This window comes from Pantanalinema rosaneae CENA516 (genome assembly GCF_050753385.1).
Lineage (GTDB): Bacteria > Cyanobacteriota > Cyanobacteriia > Leptolyngbyales > Leptolyngbyaceae > Pantanalinema > Pantanalinema rosaneae.
Window position 1 is genome coordinate 1 of record NZ_JBLZFZ010000004.1, and the last position, 16564, is coordinate 16564.

The 16564-nt window shown below is 51.4% G+C and carries 14 protein-coding genes and 1 pseudogene; 6 read left to right on the forward strand and 9 right to left on the reverse strand.

The features are described 5' to 3' along the window. Positions 1–498: pseudogene (locus ACN4EK_RS03055) on the reverse strand (hypothetical protein); the annotation flags it as partial. A gap of 159 nt (positions 499–657) precedes the next feature. On the opposite strand from ACN4EK_RS03055, the gene ACN4EK_RS03060 reads away from it, so the two are divergent. Further along, positions 658–1341, forward strand: a complete 684-nt coding sequence (locus ACN4EK_RS03060; RefSeq protein ID WP_431656008.1) for a hypothetical protein — start codon at positions 658–660, stop codon at positions 1339–1341. 206 nt (positions 1342–1547) lie between these two features. Continuing rightward, on the forward strand, positions 1548–3719 hold the full coding sequence (locus tag ACN4EK_RS03065; protein ID WP_431656009.1) for a prolyl oligopeptidase family serine peptidase: 2172 nt from the start codon (positions 1548–1550) through the stop codon (positions 3717–3719). Between the two features lie 156 nt (positions 3720–3875). Here the strand turns inward: ACN4EK_RS03065 and ACN4EK_RS03070 are convergent, their stop codons facing one another. After that, complete coding sequence (locus ACN4EK_RS03070) at positions 3876–5720, reverse strand: ABC transporter ATP-binding protein (protein WP_431656010.1); 1845 nt, start codon at positions 5718–5720, stop codon at positions 3876–3878. Positions 5721–5819: 99 nt separating this feature from the next. Between ACN4EK_RS03070 and ACN4EK_RS03075 the strand changes: the two genes are divergently transcribed. After that, a complete protein-coding gene (locus ACN4EK_RS03075; protein WP_431656011.1) occupies positions 5820–6536 on the forward strand; it encodes a DUF1176 domain-containing protein in 717 nt (238 codons plus the stop codon). Positions 6537–6558: 22 nt separating this feature from the next. Here the strand turns inward: ACN4EK_RS03075 and hisG are convergent, their stop codons facing one another. Together hisG and ACN4EK_RS03085 are read right to left on the reverse strand one after the other, a co-directional pair. Beyond that, positions 6559–7218, reverse strand: a complete 660-nt coding sequence (hisG, locus tag ACN4EK_RS03080) for an ATP phosphoribosyltransferase (protein ID WP_431656012.1) — start codon at positions 7216–7218, stop codon at positions 6559–6561. Between the two features lie 62 nt (positions 7219–7280). Then, positions 7281–7736, reverse strand: coding sequence for a hypothetical protein (locus tag ACN4EK_RS03085; RefSeq protein ID WP_431656013.1), 456 nt, complete (start codon positions 7734–7736; stop codon positions 7281–7283). 123 nt (positions 7737–7859) lie between these two features. On the opposite strand from ACN4EK_RS03085, the gene rppA reads away from it, so the two are divergent. Both rppA and ACN4EK_RS03095 read left to right on the forward strand, forming a co-directional pair. After that, the gene (gene rppA / locus ACN4EK_RS03090) at positions 7860–8546 is read left to right on the forward strand and encodes a two-component system response regulator RppA (RefSeq protein ID WP_431656014.1); all 687 of its coding nucleotides are present in this window, start codon (positions 7860–7862) and stop codon (positions 8544–8546) included. Between the two features lie 186 nt (positions 8547–8732). Further along, the gene (locus ACN4EK_RS03095; RefSeq protein WP_431656015.1) at positions 8733–10037 is read left to right on the forward strand and encodes a septal ring lytic transglycosylase RlpA family protein; all 1305 of its coding nucleotides are present in this window, start codon (positions 8733–8735) and stop codon (positions 10035–10037) included. 259 nt (positions 10038–10296) lie between these two features. Here the strand turns inward: ACN4EK_RS03095 and ACN4EK_RS03100 are convergent, their stop codons facing one another. The 3 genes from ACN4EK_RS03100 to ACN4EK_RS03110 all read right to left on the reverse strand — a co-directional run bounded on the left by ACN4EK_RS03100 (position 10297) and on the right by ACN4EK_RS03110 (position 12408). Then, complete coding sequence (locus tag ACN4EK_RS03100; protein ID WP_431656016.1) at positions 10297–10929, reverse strand: Crp/Fnr family transcriptional regulator; 633 nt, start codon at positions 10927–10929, stop codon at positions 10297–10299. 113 nt (positions 10930–11042) lie between these two features. After that, positions 11043–11519 carry a hypothetical protein gene (locus ACN4EK_RS03105; protein WP_431656148.1) on the reverse strand — a complete coding sequence of 159 codons (477 nt, stop codon included), beginning with the start codon at positions 11517–11519 and terminating at the stop codon, positions 11043–11045. Positions 11520–11670: 151 nt separating this feature from the next. Further along, a complete protein-coding gene (locus ACN4EK_RS03110; protein ID WP_431656017.1) occupies positions 11671–12408 on the reverse strand; it encodes a phycocyanobilin:ferredoxin oxidoreductase in 738 nt (245 codons plus the stop codon). 482 nt (positions 12409–12890) lie between these two features. Here ACN4EK_RS03110 and ACN4EK_RS03115 point away from each other — a divergent pair, with 482 nt between their 5' ends. Then, positions 12891–14495, forward strand: coding sequence for a hypothetical protein (locus tag ACN4EK_RS03115; protein ID WP_431656018.1), 1605 nt, complete (start codon positions 12891–12893; stop codon positions 14493–14495). Between the two features lie 57 nt (positions 14496–14552). On the opposite strand, the gene ACN4EK_RS03120 is transcribed toward ACN4EK_RS03115, so the two are convergent. Beyond that, positions 14553–15113, reverse strand: coding sequence for a phycobiliprotein lyase (locus ACN4EK_RS03120; protein WP_431656019.1), 561 nt, complete (start codon positions 15111–15113; stop codon positions 14553–14555). 112 nt (positions 15114–15225) lie between these two features. Next, a complete protein-coding gene (locus ACN4EK_RS03125; protein WP_431656020.1) occupies positions 15226–16389 on the reverse strand; it encodes a hypothetical protein in 1164 nt (387 codons plus the stop codon). Between the last annotated feature and the right edge of the window lie 175 nt (positions 16390–16564).

Genomic DNA, 16564 nt, shown 5'->3' on the forward strand with positions numbered 1-16564 from the left:
GGCTCGGAGATGTGTATAAGAGACAGGGGCAGGAGCGGGCGCAGAGATGGGGGGGAGGGGAGCCGGAACAGGCGAGGCTTTTAATTCAGGAATTGGTCGAGTTGTGGGTATGCTTTCGGGCACAATCGCAGGCGAAGGGGGAGATGGCAAGGGTTCGACTGGCAACGTAGCAGGTTCTCCCAGACGATCGACGGGTCTGGGAATCAGTGTGGGTTCCGGTGGTAAGACGGGTGCCGCTTGGGGCGGAGTTACGGCAGGTTCTGGCGAGGGGGATGGGGAGATATTAGAAGAGGGAGTTGGACTAGCGGTGGGGAGAGGAGTCTGAGTTGGGATGGTTCCCTGGGCGATCGGGGTTAAAGTGGCTGATAGTCGAGGGGAATCAGAAGCTACCCCGGTGGATTGCCCGGTTCCGGCGATCAGCAGACATGAGGTAACACCTGTCCCCCACAGAAGCAATAAATAGGGGTGGTTCGTGCTGCGATTGTGTCTGCTGCTCATACGTTCCTCATCCTGCATCGTGTCCGGTCTTTAGTTTGCCATAATCTACTTGTGCCCCTGTGCCACCATACGCCGATTGTTCGGTGTTGCTCCGGATCATGGGCTGCAAATTTGGATCTGCGATCGTCCCTGTACGGGTAAAAAGGTTGAACGCAAACGATGATCAATTCCACTGATTCTCACCCTCCCTATCCTGAATATTCAGTCAGCATTTGGGAGGGGCTGGCGATCGCCGTCGGTGCCGTGATGATTGCGGCGGTGGGTACGGCAGGCTTGTTTGTCCGCTTTTTTAGTAATGCGGTCGATCCTCAACGCGCTACAGCCATTGCGGATAGTTTGATGGAATATACAATTCCGGGCGGGGCGCAGGGAGTCTTTGGCACCAATATTGGTGGAGCCAAGGTGGCGATCGTCAGTAGTCCAACCTTTCCGCGAGACTTTACGAATCCCCCTAGCGATTTGAATCGGGTGAGTGGCGTAGAACTCTTTGTGGCTAGAGTGCCATTAGATATTGAAAGCCCGACTAGAAAAGCCCAGGCTGACTCGGAAGACGAAACCACATTGCCGTCGCCGGATTTCACTCTGTCGTATCGATCAGGCGAAGACTTCAAACCCCTGACTTCCCGTACAGAGACTAAACCATTCTGCGATATGAATACCCTGGTGCTGATTCAGGAAGGGGAATTGACCCTCACCCCAGAGCTATCGCCAGTCTATGCCGTCAAATATGATGCGATCGTGGCATTAGCCGACGGCAAACGGATGGCAACGGTATTGGCGATCGGGCAGGATGCCAAGCAACAAGCGGCAACTGTGTTTAATTCTCTGCGCTGCCAGAAATAACGCTTTTCCTCAAATCTACGGTTAATCTCTCACACTCTATAAAAAAAAGACAAAAAAATCCGTGAACCTGCGGCAACGGTTAAATCCTCAGCCAGTACCTTAATGAATTAAGGATAGAGAAGCTAAATTTCTGACTCAGGCGACTCCAGGTTGCTGGGCTAAAGCGATCGATCCTGAATGTCGTTCTGTACAGTGCATCAGACTTTATGCAAGTTCGGCGTAAATCCCTCAGATGGATGTTTTTTGCTATTAGTCTCGCCGTTCACCTGATCTGGTTTTACAGTGGACAGAGTTGCCTGGAGTCTCTAGCCATGCCTGATGTCAATTCCGCCTTAACCTATCCTGTCACCCAACAGGTCAAGCAAATCGACGACTATCACGGTGTTAAGGTCGCTGACCCGTACCGTTGGCTCGAAGATCCCGATTCGCCTGAGACACGACGCTGGATCGAAGCCCAAAATCAACTTACCTTCGGCTATTTGAGCCAAATTCCCCAACGGTCAACGATTCAGCAACGGTTAACTAGCCTGTGGGATTTTGAAAAATACGGCATTCCGTTTAAACAGGGCGATCGCTATTTCTACTCAAAAAATGATGGCTTGCAGAACCAAAGTGTTCTCTATACCCTGACCTCCCTGGAGGCAACCCCAACGGTGTTACTTGATCCGAATCAACTCTCGGCAGATGGCACGATCGCCTTAACGGGAATTGACATTAGTGAGGATGGCAAACTATTGGCATACGGGCTGTCCACTTCGGGTTCAGATTGGCAGGAGTGGAAAGTGCGGGATGTGGAAACGGGACAGGATTTGACCGATCGCGTCCAGTGGGTGAAGTTCTCGGGAGCGTCATGGACCCATGATGGCAAGGGCTTCTTCTATTCCCGCTACGATGCCCCGAATGAGAAGACCAAATTAGAAGATGTCAACTACTTTCAAAAGCTGTACTATCACCGTCTAGGTACACCCCAAACCGATGACATCCTGATCTACGAGCGCACCGACAAAAAGGATTGGGGCTTTAACGGCGGCGTGACCGAGGATGGACGGTATCTGATTGTGTCAGTCTGGTTGGGTACAGATCCCCGCAATTTGGTGTTTTACAAAGATCTGACCGTTGCCGATGCCCCGGTTGTGGAACTCATTACCGCCTTTGAAGCGGCATACAGCTTTATTGATAATGACGGAACTCGCTTCTGGTTTAGCACTGATCTGAATGCCCCCCGAGGACGGGTGATTGCCATTGATATCACGCAACCCGATCGCGCCCATTGGCAAGAAATTATCCCAGAAGCCCAGGAAACCCTCCAGGGGGTGAGTGTCTTAAATAACTGGTTTGTGTTGTCCTACCTGAAGGATGCTCGCAGCCAAATCAAAATTGTCGATCTGCAAGGGCAATTGATTCGGGAGGTCGCATTGCCTGGAATTGGGTCAGCAGGCGGTTTTGGCGGCAAGCGACATGACACCGAAACCTTTTACGCCTTCACCAGCTTCACGGCTCCGACCACGATCTACCGCTATAACCTGGTTACAGGGGAAAGTACGCTGTATCGCCAACCCCAGGTCGATTTCAGTCCAGACGACTACGAAACTGAGCAGGTGTTTTACACCAGCAAAGATGGCACCAAGATCCCCATGTTTATCGTGCATAAGAAAGGGTTACAGCGGAATGGCAACAATCCGACTTATCTCTATGCCTATGGTGGATTTGGCGCGTCGATCACGCCTAGTTTTTCCGTCAGTTCCCTGGTGTGGATGGAAATGGGTGGCATTTACGCCATTCCTAACCTGCGGGGGGGTGGCGAGTATGGCGAAGACTGGCATCAGGCGGGGATGAAATTAAACAAGCAAAATGTGTTTGATGATTTTATTGCGGCGGCGGAGTGGCTCATTGACCAGCGTTACACCTCATCCTCGAAGTTAGCGATCGCCGGGGGCAGTAATGGCGGTCTACTGGTCGGGGCTTGTATGACCCAGCGACCCGATTTATTTGCGGCAGCCTTACCTGCGGTAGGAGTCATGGATATGCTGCGGTTCCATAAGTTCACGATCGGCTGGGCATGGATGTCGGAATACGGTTCCCCCGATGATCCCGAGGAATTTAAAGCGCTCTATGCCTACTCACCGTTACATAACCTCAAACCCCATACGGCTTATCCAGCCACCTTAATTACCACGGCGGATCATGACGATCGCGTGGTACCCGCCCATAGCTTCAAATTCGCGGCAGCGTTACAGGCGGCTCAAACGGGTCAGGCTCCAGCACTCATCCGGATTGAAACCAAAGCTGGACATGGAGCAGGCAAACCCACTGCCAAAATCATTGAAGAAGCCGCCGATCGCTGGGCATTTTTGGTCAGAGTGTTGGGCATGACTTAGAATAGCGGATTTTCTAAGCGGCAATTTTTACCCTCACCCTAGCCCTCTCCCTGGGGAGAGGGAATCAGCATTCTAGCTCCCTTCTCCTGTGGGAGAAGGGTTGGGGATGAGGGCAAAAGAGTTTAACAGTTTTATAGGTTATTTAATCCAAGATCCTTAACCCTGCTCCAGCATTTGTAAGTAATAGAGGCTGGCATACAGTCCTCCGGCTTGCAATAGTTCGTCGTGACTACCCGATTCCACCAGTTGACCGCGTTTTAACACCAAGATGCGATCGCAGTTGCGAATGGTCGAAAGGCGGTGAGCAATGATAATCGCTGTGCGATCGACCAGCAACCGTTCCAGTGCATCCTGAATTAAGGCTTCAGTGCCGACATCTAAACTGGCGGTGGCTTCATCCAAAATCAGGACACTGGGACTGCGAATCGCCGCTCGGGCAAATGCCAGCAATTGTTTCTGACCTCCAGAAAGGTTAGTGCCCCGTTCCCGCAATTGGGTATCGTAGCCCTGGGGTAACTGCTCAATTAAACTGGCTACATTCGTATCTCGGGCGGCTGCCTGTACTGCCTCGGGGGGATAGGTTTCTCCCAACGTAATGTTGCTCTTCACATCCCCAGCAAAGATAAAGCCATCTTGCAGGATTACCCCTAAGTGTCGCCGCAATTCAGTTTGAGGCAATTCCCGAATATCAATGCCATCGACTAAGATCCTGCCTTCAGTGGTTTCATATAACCGCGTCAGCAAGCGAATAATTGAACTTTTTCCAGCCCCCGTCGGGCCTACCAGCGCCACCTTTTCCCCCGGACGAATGGTGAAATTCAGATCTTTGATCACATACTCACCAGGTTTATAAGCAAACCAAACATGCTCAAAGCGAATTTCTCCGGTTTGGTGAGTGGTGTTCAGTAGGGTTTTGGGGGTTGCCACATCCCGGATTTCGATCGGTTCATTCAAAATATCGCTGACCCGTTCGACTGCCGTTAGCCCCGCTTGGATCGCCGTGAATTTCTCGGCAAATTGCCGCAGGGGATCAAATAACCGTTGTCCAAATAAAATGAATGCCGAGAGGACACCGAATTCCAATTGCTGCCCCAATACCAGCCAGCCACCGACGGCCAAAACTCCCGCGATCGCGACGAGAGAAATCCATTCCAGGGTGGCAGAGATTGCCGAATCAAAAATAATCGTGCGATCGACTTGCTTAATGTAGCGCTGGTTAATTGTGCGGAACAGATCGGCATTAAATTGCTCCCGTCGGAACAGTTGCACCACATTAATGCCGACAATATTCTCCTGTAACATGGCATTCAGAGCCGACAGTTCCTCTCGCGCCCGGTAGTTGGCTTTGCGATACTGCTGCTGAAAATACACGATCAGAAATGTGACTGGCACCAGCAGCAACGTTAATAACAATGCCAATTGCCAGCGCATGAGGAACATCAGTACAGCGATCACCAGAATCGAAAACAGATCGCCCAGAATCCCGATCGCGCCGGTGGAAAACACATCCCCTAACGCTTCCACATCACTGGTTAGGCGGGTAATCAACCGACCCACGGGAGTCCGGTCAAAAAATCGCATTGCCAGGGAGGTAACATGATGAAACAGATCATCGCGAATATCGGCAGTAATCCGCTGTCCCACCTTTTGGACTAAATAGCCCTGCCACGCATCCAATAACAGGCGTACAATCAGCGTCAGGAATAACGTGCCTGCCAGGATATTAATCCCCGTTGCCAGGGGTAACTCTCGCAGCCCCAGTTCCCATTGCCGAAAGATGCCTCCGGTCGTCGGGGGTTCTTGCTTAATTAAGGAAATCGCTACCCCAATCAAAACCGGCTGAATCGCTCCGGCGATCGCGGCAGGAATCAGCAATCCCATCGCTAGCAAAAACACCCGCCCATTGCGTAACCCATAGGGCACCAGACGCAAAAATAACCGCCAATCCGTCTCTCGAACCGGACGACGAAATTCTTCATTCGGCAGTGATGAACCAGTCATGAATCCCAGCAATGCAAGAACAATACGCCTTCCAACTGTAGCGCAGACCGATGTGGTGTACTATGCTCTTGCGTGTTTGGTGGTTTTAGGAGTGAGGGTATGAAAAACCGGATAACTGAGGCTGTGATCATTGCAGTGCTGTTGCAGTTACTCGCGATCGCCTGTAGTGCTGCCAATCAACAACCAACCACGCAATCCCCTACAGTAGATGACACCGCTAGCCCAATCGCATCTCCCACTGCGACTCCGACCACTACGGCTCAATTTGCCGAAGACCCGGAACAAGCCAAATATTTAGCCGCGATCGAATCCCTCCGGGTGATTCCCTCAGAGAAACCAGAATACCGGGAGGTGATCAATCGGCTGATGCAGCACGAGAACCAGGTCAGGCAAATGCTGGAAGGCTGTGAGTCCCTTGATCCCGAAGCGCCCCAACTCGGTTCCCAGTTTCACAGAATCTCTGATTCCAGCTATATCGTGATGCTGCAATGTTTTCTCGGGGCGTACCAGGGAGGGTTTGCCTTCTATCTCTATAACGAGACTCCCACCGGGGCGACCGTCAAACCGCTTGTCCTCGATCGCTACGATGATGATGCCGGTAAGGTCAAGAAAACCAGCAGTCATACGGTGGCTGGCTATCCTACCTATAATTCGGATCAAAAACGTCTGGTGGTGAACACCAAATATCGGGGAGTGGGGGACTGTGGCACAACGGGAACTTACCAACTGGTCAACGACAAATTTGTCTTACAAAAATTTGAAGCTGATTTTGCCTGTGATGGTAAACTTCAGCCCAAAACCATCTATCCCCAATAAATCCGTCGAGCCAGCAAAACGCTTAACCATTACCACTGCCAACGGTCGCCGCGATCGTCTGGCGAATCTGGGTAATCCATTCACTAATGCCATCCTGGTTTAAGCGGTAGCTGAGGGGATGAGCAATTAAGCGAGCCGTACTTTCAAACAACACATCGGTTTCAATTAAGCCGTTCTCGCGTAAGGTGGTGCCGGTAGCAACCAGATCGACGATCGCCTCCGACATCCCGGTAATCGGTCCTAATTCCACCGAGCCATAGAGCGGCACAATTTCTACCGGCAAATCTAAACTGTCGAAATACTCCCGAGCGCAGTGGACAAACTTAGACGCAACCCGCCCATACAGCGGCAGTTCCAACGCCGATCGATAGGGGCTAGACTGCTTCACCGCCACCGACATCCGACATTGACCAAAGCCTAAATCGGCTAAATGTGCCACGTTAGGGACTTTCTCCCGCAACACGTCATAGCCCACAATCCCTAACTGCGCCTGCCCATATTCAACATACACAGGCACATCCGAATTGCGGACGAGTAACGCCCTGGCAGTATTCGTCGGATCACTAATTTGCAATAAGCGGTTGCCGGGTTCCAGAAAGGCACTGAAATCGAGCCCGATCGCCTTGAACAAGCGAATGCAATCGGCAAGTAGGGCACCTTTAGGCAGAGCAATAGTTAGCATGGGTGGTTTGAGTTAAAGGACGATGAAGGCATTAGGCAGGAGAAAGCCCAGACACCAACTTGTCAGCAAATCCTGACTTCCCAAGAATTTATTTCTAAGGTCAGGCGATCGCCATACGTGATTCCACGGATAGGAGGAGCCAGAATCTCCAGGGTCGAAGCCGGTTGGAAATGGGTACGTTTCGTCGCCGGATCGGGGTAATAAATCCAGCCGCCGTATCGAATGCTATCAAAAATCACCCAACACGCTGAAAAGGAAAAAGTTTCAGGAGGATGGCGATCGGTCCACTCAACTTGCTCAAAGCGGTACTGGGGCTGAATCAATTGAAATTGCTGGGGCGCGATCGAGACATTCAGCGTCCCCGGAAAATAGGCAGAGAGATCCAACCCCAGGGCTTGAAAGTAGGGGATTTGTAGCGCGATCGTTCCAGCCGGATAGGGACTATCCATAGCAGTTCCCGAAGCCACCCCATGCCCTGCCTGCACTACCCCCACGATCGTCAGCCATTGATCTGCCATAACTCCTTAGAATGATGAAATTTCCGAGATCACGTCAGTCATGATCCCATAATCCCCAGACCAGCCTATCAACCCTCCCCTCTCCCTCATCCTCCCTATTTTCCCCACCTTCCCCACCTCCCCATGCGAATCCTATTAGTCGATGACGAAGTTGAAATGGCAAATCCCCTGAGTCAATTGCTCCGCCGGGAGGGCTATGAAGTCGATGTTGCCTATGAGGGCGATCGCGGCAGTCAACTCGCTGCCCAAACTCGGTATGATTTGCTGATTTTGGACTGGATGCTACCCCAGCGATCGGGGCTGGAAATCTGTCAGCAACTGCGATCCCAGGGGGACACAACGCCTGTACTATTTCTAACCGCAAAGGATACGGTAGACGATCGGGTGCAGGGCTTAGATGCGGGAGCCGATGATTATCTAATTAAACCGTTTGAATTACGGGAATTGTTAGCCCGAGTCAGAGCATTGCTGCGTCGTCCTGTGGCATTGGAAGCGACCAGCGATCGGCTACGGGTGGATGACTTGGAGTTAGATAGCCGCAACCAATTAGTCTATCGCCGGGGACAGATCATTGAACTCTCAGAGAAAGAAACTCAATTATTAGAATATTTAATGCGTCATCCCAACCAACTGTTAACCCACGATCAGATCCATCAATATCTTTGGGGCAATAGTGACGAAAAGCCGACCAGCAATGCCTTAGCGGCACAGATCCGCTTATTGCGCCGAAAAATTGAAATATTTAGTGATCCCCCCTTAATCCACACGGTTTATGGTAAAGGCTATCGTTTCGGTTCAGCACCGGAATAAAGATCCGGTAAAATACGGTAGCGAATCTTATCGTGCATCGTACCGTAAGCCCCCATGCCAATTTTTGGACTTGTATGGGTTGCATCATGGGTCAGTTGCTTCTTTGCATCTACCCCCAGTTTGCTTAAAACCCCGTACCCTCTCGCGAGCATTCTGCAAAACCCTCTAGTATCGGCAAGCCTCAAGTTGCCTAGTCACCTGTTTTCATTCCGTCCGCCGCCTCCCAGTCTGGCAACCCTGACCTTTGAGGATCGTTCCAGTGTAGATACGGTGTTTGACGACAGTTTGAGTCGGGATTCCGATCGGTTCACAGCCGCTCATGATTGGTCGTTTGCCCCCACCAGTTTGAGTCCTTGGATAGCGGAATCATCTCAATTCAGCTTTTCGCGATCGGCGATCGCCTTCCAGCCCCAGGCGGTTTCCCCAACCAATGCCGAATTGTCCTGGCTAGATCGGCTGAAAGATTTATTGTTTCGTTCCCAATCTCGCTACACAAAATTGCTGGGCGAGGTGATGAAGTTAGCTCATAGTCAACCGACCAAGGTCAAAACCAAGCAACCTTTTACCCGAGCCACCCAGGAATTAGCCATCCCCACTGTCTCCCACCCCCTGAATCTCTTTCCTGGGGGATTTTCAGGGGTTAAGGTCATTTCACCGCCTGCCGAAGATGCATTTACGATCGTGCCCATTTGGGGGGAAGCGGGGGCAACACCAGAATTCCCCAGTGTGCTGGAAGCCCGATTTGAAGATTGTCCGCTAGTCAATCCGAACGCTACTGTAGTCACGAGTGGCAGCCAACGGGCATTTCAGATCCGCTTCCACGATCGGGTGATTGCAGCGGCTCCCGAGCAATGGTTAGCCGAACAACTGGTACAGGAATTGCGGCAAATCCTCGATCGGGTCAACTTAGCCGCCGATCAAGTCGAACCGACAACGGTTGAGGGGATGCCAGCCGCAGAATTGGAAATCCATCAACCGGCGGATAACCGCCTGCTGTTTACCGTTGACCAGGAATTTGCGAAAGCTTGGGGCTGTGACCCAGAACTATTGGCAATGGACTGGGTAAATAACTTACGACGAGCAGTTAACCAGCCTCCCTTACCCTTTGCGGTAGCCCAAGAAAAACTCTATGGCTTGCAGAACTCCAACAAAAAAATGACTGGGATCGCCTCCTGGTATGGGGATGATTTTCATGGGTTGCAGACGGCGACTGGCGAAATCTACGACCAACATGCCTTTACTGCCGCTCACCGCTCCTTGCCCTTTGATACCTATCTCAAGGTGAAAAATCTGCACAATGGTCGCTCGGTGATTGTCCGCATCAACGATCGCGGACCTTATATCGGCAACCGGACGTTAGATCTGTCTCTCGCGGCTGCCCGTTCTCTAGGGAGTGAAACGATCGGGCTGGTGCCGATCGAAGCGATCGTCATGCAATCCCCACCGTCATCCTCCACGGAACGGTTAGCCAGGGCGAACAGCCCCCCCTAGTCAAGTAGAGTCAGCCTGGAAACCAAAAGTTAAGAGTCAGCAGGACACCGCATCCCCTGACTCTTACAGCAGTTTTCGCCCCCCTAGCCCCCCAATTTTGGGGGGAACAGGAGCCAAAGTCCTCCAGAATATAGCCTGACGGCATCGTAGAAAGGGGGCTTAAAGCCCTATGGGCATACTAGAAAAGGGGGCTGACCGAATTGACAAGTGTGGTGCATTCATTGGAGAACGGCTGTAATATTCATTCAACTAATGATCTCTAGATGACCAGGCTGTATGGCAGCACAATATGACGGCTTTTATCGATCGTGAGCCAACCCTCATCCCTGAGCTTGCCAAGTAAGCGAGTCACCGTCACCCGGGTCGTGCCGATCGCACTGGCTAAATGCTGATGGGTTAAGCGTACACTCAACCGCATCCCTTCATTGACGGGCTGACCAATTTCCATTTGCAGCAGCAAGATCAGTTGGCGTAAGCGATCTTCAACTCGCCGACACCCCGCCATTGCCAGCATTGCCTCCGCCTGCCGCAAGCGCCGATTCAGATGATAAAAGATTTCCTTACTTAGGGTGGCTGACTGCTGAAGTTCAGTCAGTGAGACACACATCAAATCGACATCAGATAACGCGGTTGCTTGATAGGGATGGATCAGGGTCATGGGTAACCCAAACGGCATCGAAGCCCCCGCTAATCCTAATAGCGCTTCTTCCCCGTTGGGATAAAGGGTACTGAGCAACACTACCCCTCGGCAAACAATCCAGACTTCCTGTGATGTCATGGGAATTGTTTGTCCTGCTCGGAACGCATATAGGCTTCGTCCCTGGTAAAGTTCCTCCAACACTTGACGTAAATCTAATTTATCTGTCGTCTTGGAGGTATGAAGCTGGAGCATAGAGGAGAACCCCACAGTGGAACCAAGTCATAGGGTACCGTCTCTAGCTCAAGGGAAGTTAATTACCAGGTTGGCTCCAGGTTAAGCTTTATCATTCTGCCGTCTCCCGTCTATCACTCCTCTTTGCCCTGCCAAGCCGCAATCAGTTCGTCAACACTCATGCCTAAAATCCGCGACAGGGGAGTTAATTGTTGGCTTTCAATCTCCCCCCCAGCATAAATGTTGTTCAGTTCTGGACGCGAAAGCTTGAAGGTATCACAGAATTTGGCAAATTCCTCGTCGGATAAATCTAACTCATCCTGACGGTCTTTCAGCAAGAGTGCCACCATAGCCGTCCCCCGCTTAGGTCGTCCCGCTTTAGCTAAATAGCGTTGCACTAATTCTTCAACATTTGCAGATCCCCCACCCGATCGTGCCACCAGATCGTAGCAAGCCAATTTCAGTGCTTTCCGAAACTGTTCCTCTTCATTCAGAGTTGCCACGATGCGATCGGCAACGTCAGGTTGACAGAAACCTACTACTTTACCTTCATAGGAAATCGGAATATAAACCTTCTTAGGATAGGTTTCCCAGGGTAGGGGCTGATTCATTCTTGCCACACTGCACCTCCCAAAATGCCCATCGTATCAAAGTACCGGGGAACGACCGTTTGCCCCTACCAACAATCGCCCATTGTCTAGTAATTTCTCTTCTAGAAATTTCCCTAGGTAAATGGAATAGAGCCACTAACGGCAATGGGGATCAAACCTCAAGGTAATCAAACAACACAGTCGTCATATAATGATCTGCCCACTCCGTCCCAAAGGCTTTTTCTAACACCCGGCGAGTTTTATCGTTTTCCTGTTGCCTGGAGCAATAGTAATGCTGTCCTGCCAAAATTTCCGCCTGCCGATCGGGAGTCGGTGAAGTGGCGATCGCGTGCTGACAGTGGATCGTCAAATAGGACTGTACCCGCGATACAAATGCCGTTTCTTCGGCTGTGCCTTCCGGGCGGACAAACACACAGAACTCCGAAAAAATATCCCCCCAGGGTGGTAAATCTCGTGGTTGAGAAAAGTTGGGAGATGGGAGTTCGCTCAGCGCCAACCGATAGCCAGCCGGAAGCTGACGTTCTGCACTCACGGGCGATAAATCAGCAATGGCAGCACTAATCTGTCCCCGTCCGCCCACTAAATCTGCCCCAAACATCGGTAAGGCATACTCGGGACGAGGAAACATTACACAATGCAAAATGTCTAACATACTGCCTACCTTCGCCACTTCCAGGTGCAGTTTGCGAAATTGTGGGGTTTGATAGCAGCGATTTTCGATCGTTAAGCGCTCTCCCTCTAACCGACCTTCCACGTATCCCAGTTCCGCAGGCAATGGATAAGGAGACAGATCCAGATGCTGTTTCCAGGTGGCTTCGATACAATCCGCCAGTTGACGAATTGCCGGCTGTAATTGTTCACGCAGGCAGGAATCGGAAGATAAAGTCATCTGTAATCGGGAGTTGAATGGTAATTAAGCAGGCGCTTCAACATGGGTGCGGGCAATTTTGGGGAGTAGTCAAGCCAAACCTTATGGGTATAAGACTGATAAAATTTCACCCTAATCAATCTTTTAGATTACAACTACTTGGGAATTGATGCTTGATCAATCACAGGACGATCGTCAGCAAATTACCTCTATCTCAGGATAGGAGCAGCCTAAATGTAAATCCATCAGGAATTGGCAACCGGAGAATTGCCTTGAATTCGCTAATCTGATCTTAGATAGAAAAGGGCAGCAAATTGCTCTGTCGGCATGAAATCTCACTTGATCTAGACGATTTCCGCTCCATACATCAAACAAGATGTCAAGACTAATCAACAGGAGCAATTTTTTGGCAACGGATGACATAAATTGAAATTAGGTAAACGGGATCGAAATTTAAGTAATGGCTGTTCATTCCAGCGGGTATCTGCCGCCGTTATCAACCTATGACAGAACTGCCAGACGGCTCCAAAACTTCCTTTAACGTTCCTGCGGCGATCGATGCAGCCGATTTGTTGCGCTATTACAGCTTCGATTTGGGTGGGTATCCCGTTGAACAGTTGTTAGGTCACTGGCTGACGCAATATGCGGCGGATTGGATTCGATTAGCTGTGATCGAAGCATTATATCAAGGTCGCTATAAAGCGATTTCGGTGGAGCAAATTCTGGTATTGTGGCAGCGACGGCAACAAGCTTTTTGCCATTTCAATCGCGAGTTTGAGCGGTTAGTTTGCCATCGAATTCCCCATCAATTGCATTTAGCCGCCCGCCCTGCTGTCTCATCTCAAACAAAAGCGTCCGAAAGGGACTTACCAGCCTATCCATCGCCGCGCAAGGCAGTCTTGCATTTACCCAGCCCTCAGCCCATCTCCCTGTTGCAAGCTCCCACTAAAATTCCCCCTTTACGCATTACCCCTACTGCCAATGGCAGTTCTGCCTCCCGCTTACTCAATTTAGTGTCACCGACGCAGGCGGCAAGTCAACCCTTACCCCCCTTCCCTGTGGATCATATTGACCAGCCCACAGGCGACCCCGATCGTACCCCCTGCCGACCCGTGACTGAACTCCGCACCTTAGTCACTCAGTCATCCCCAGAATTACCTCCCCTTCCTCCGCAACCGTCCCCAACGCCCGCTACCCCCAAAGTCATCCCCCCTCCGCCTGTCCCGGCTGAGCCACCGGAACCACAACCTGTCACGCCCCCCCCTCCTATCTCCGCAGCTGTACAGCCCAGCGCACCTGAACCGCCAGCCCCGGAGTTGCCACAGCCAAAGTCTCCAGTATCCGCTCTGCAACAGCCCAGCGTACCTGAGCCACCCGCCCCTGAGCCACCACAACCAACACTGCCAGCCTCTGCCCTGCCAGAGTCTCATCCTCACCCACCCACCGTCACGCAGGCAGCTAATCCCTTTGCGTCATTCGCTAAAAAACTCGCTACTCCAGAGTCGTCCGTCGTGCAGTTTGCCACCCGGCGATCCTCTGATTCAACTCGACCGGATCCAGCATCAGAGGTAGCATCACCAGAACCAGCATCACCTCCTCCCCATCAGGCACAGACCCAAAAGGAGGTCGAATTGCCGATCTGGAAGCGGATTCAGTCAGATCCAATGTTAACCAACCAGTTAACAAATCCCCATGATGCAGAGGCAACGATCGCGCCAGAGTCAGATCAAGATGAGCAAGCCATCCCCGCATCGAACCATTGCCAACCTCTGAACGACAACAGCCTTGCACCTACCCAAAATGGCAAGGAGCGCCTGCTTAACCAAATTAGACAAGGAATTCGGTTTTCTCTCAACTTAGGGTTAACCGATCGCTCTATGCCCCCCAAACTACGGTTACTCCTGAGCCAAATGTATCCGCCCGACTGGACAATGTTTGATTTTAGTCAACCGATCCATCAGTTTGTGCCCGCCGCCGATTCCCCGGATTTTCATGGCAAACTCCGAGCCGTTGCCCAGTCTACCGATACTGAACCAATTGTTGCAGCAGGGGAGGAAACGCCTATGCCATCGGCGATCGAGCAAAATCCCTTAGTTAGTGATCGCTGAAAACCTGAGCATGGGGGCGCAGATCGTTACACCCCCTCACACACCAACCTACAAACACTACTGGGCATTTCCGGCGGTGGCGGCAGGTTGGGGTGTTTGAGTCACTCCCATACGAATTTCGGAGCAAAACGAAGCCGTACTTACACCATCTGCCCGCTTTAATACGGTGGTGCGCAAACGCAGGTTGGGGCTAGCAAACCAGAGGCGCTCTTCCATTTGGATCGAGTTATGGGTTGTCGTCAGCGTTAACACCTCATCATTGCCAATCTCGTACTGTCCCGCCGCCGAAATTCTGCCTCGACTATCCATATAACGGAGCAGGCGACCGGCATTGGCTTGATTGGCATCGGCGATCGGCACTAGCACCGTCGTTCCTGCCTGCTTACTCACTTCCCCATCCATGAACCCATTCCAAGTCACCCGCGCCCCACACAAAGCGAGTTCCGGATCGATCTGCTGTTGTTCACACAGTTTGATCACGTCAGGGTCGGTTTTATCCAGCACTTCTAGGATCACATCCGATCGCCCGACTTTAGTTTGTTGTTCGTTCAGATGGTGATTGGTTCGCTGAGAAAACCACTTGCCACTACTCAGTTGGAAAAACTCCACAATATCCATTGCTTATCCCGTTCTCTGTCCTTGTGCGTTCTCACTTCACCATTTTAAGACGACTGGTTGATTCGCAGGGAAGAATGGACAGGGAGCCATCGCCAGAGAGAGGCAATTTGGGTTACTGTTGGCTGATCCATTGATGGATCAGTTGGGCAATGCCGGAATAAGCCACGATCGCACTGGCAGTCACGACGACCACCACCATCAAAGTCGCGATCCAGAAGAGAGAAATTCCTTGCGCCGACTGCACTTTCAGCGTCCCAGAGGGTTGAAAGGTCATCTGGAACCGAGCCAGAGCCGGGAGAGGCTGGTCGTGATAACGTGGTTTTACCAGTAAAGGGAGTGGAGTTTGGGGTAGGTAATCGATCGCTCGTTGACCAATCGGTTCATAGGCAGCAATGCCACCTAAATCATCGACTCCTACCCAATACCGTACCGGACGATCGCAGACAATCTCACTCTCCCAGTTGCCATCCACCAGGGTATAAACTTTCTTGCTCAAATAACGCACCTGACCGCGATCAGAAATCTCTGGGGCAGTGGCTAACACCGACTGACTCTTCGCTGCCCGATCGCCGACTCGCTGCCGCAGGGCACATAGGGCGATCGCTTGAATCGTGCCTAAAATTCCAGCGCCCAGAGCCGTTGGCTCCAATGCCAGATTCAGATTCACCAACGGTGGCAGCAGGTTCCCGATAGTGAATAGACCGGATGAGAGCATCACCGCGATCGAGGGAATCATGATCCACCAACGGCTGGATTGGGTGTACTGCCGCAGGAACAACCACTGGGCAATCCCCAACCACACTGCACAGAGGGCAGATAGCAGCGTACTCACGGCACCGGATGCCAGCAGGGTTGCTCTCGGATGCAGGGTACTGATATCGGCAAACCAGGCGGAATTTTTCAGCAGTTGATCCAACAAACTCCACCAGGCTTCCTGAGTAGTCATCAGCAGCACATACCCTACACTACTCGCCAGAATCCATAACCAATCTGATAAATAACGGCGTAAGACTAACCATTGCAGGGCACTGACGATCGTGCCTGCCACCAGTCCAGTCACAAATGCTCCCAACAGTCCCTCAGTTTGCCAGAGCTGAGGCAGTATAGGAGTATCCAGCGTTCGTAAGACTCCCGCTTCCAAGACCCAACCTAATCCAGTGGCTAGGACAAACAAAACTGTAAACCGAAATCGATCGAGGGGCGTAATCAGAAATGGCTGTGAGGTAATTGGAGCCGTAGATGTCCCTACGGATGGGAAGCTGAGTTGCGATCGCATAATCTAAACTCGTCTAAATCGACAATTGGGGACGAACTATACACCATTCCACTGCTCGATGTGTAGCAGGACAAACACTTTGTCAACTTCTTCATAGAACCCAAAATCTCTTAACATATCGATTTGCGTTAACACGCTAGGATTTGCAAATTCTGGGGATTCTAGCTATGAAAGC

Excerpts from the sequence above, each read along its gene's own strand:
- ACN4EK_RS03120 (WP_431656019.1), bottom strand. The coding sequence starts at position 15,113 with ATGGATATTGTGGAGTTTTTCCAACTGAGTAGTGGCAAGTGGTTTTCT.
- ACN4EK_RS03110 (WP_431656017.1), bottom strand. The coding sequence starts at position 12,408 with ATGACTTTATCTTCCGATTCCTGCCTGCGTGAACAATTACAGCCGGCA.
- ACN4EK_RS03085 (WP_431656013.1), bottom strand. The coding sequence starts at position 7,736 with ATGGCAGATCAATGGCTGACGATCGTGGGGGTAGTGCAGGCAGGGCAT.
- ACN4EK_RS03115 (WP_431656018.1), top strand. The coding sequence starts at position 12,891 with ATGACAGAACTGCCAGACGGCTCCAAAACTTCCTTTAACGTTCCTGCG.
- ACN4EK_RS03100 (WP_431656016.1), bottom strand. The coding sequence starts at position 10,929 with ATGCTCCAGCTTCATACCTCCAAGACGACAGATAAATTAGATTTACGT.
- rppA (WP_431656014.1), top strand. The coding sequence starts at position 7,860 with ATGCGAATCCTATTAGTCGATGACGAAGTTGAAATGGCAAATCCCCTG.
- ACN4EK_RS03105 (WP_431656148.1), bottom strand. The coding sequence starts at position 11,519 with ATGAATCAGCCCCTACCCTGGGAAACCTATCCTAAGAAGGTTTATATT.
- ACN4EK_RS03065 (WP_431656009.1), top strand. The coding sequence starts at position 1,548 with ATGCAAGTTCGGCGTAAATCCCTCAGATGGATGTTTTTTGCTATTAGT.
- ACN4EK_RS03060 (WP_431656008.1), top strand. The coding sequence starts at position 658 with ATGATCAATTCCACTGATTCTCACCCTCCCTATCCTGAATATTCAGTC.
- hisG (WP_431656012.1), bottom strand. The coding sequence starts at position 7,218 with ATGCTAACTATTGCTCTGCCTAAAGGTGCCCTACTTGCCGATTGCATT.
- ACN4EK_RS03070 (WP_431656010.1), bottom strand. The coding sequence starts at position 5,720 with ATGACTGGTTCATCACTGCCGAATGAAGAATTTCGTCGTCCGGTTCGA.
- ACN4EK_RS03125 (WP_431656020.1), bottom strand. The coding sequence starts at position 16,389 with ATGCGATCGCAACTCAGCTTCCCATCCGTAGGGACATCTACGGCTCCA.
- ACN4EK_RS03075 (WP_431656011.1), top strand. The coding sequence starts at position 5,820 with ATGAAAAACCGGATAACTGAGGCTGTGATCATTGCAGTGCTGTTGCAG.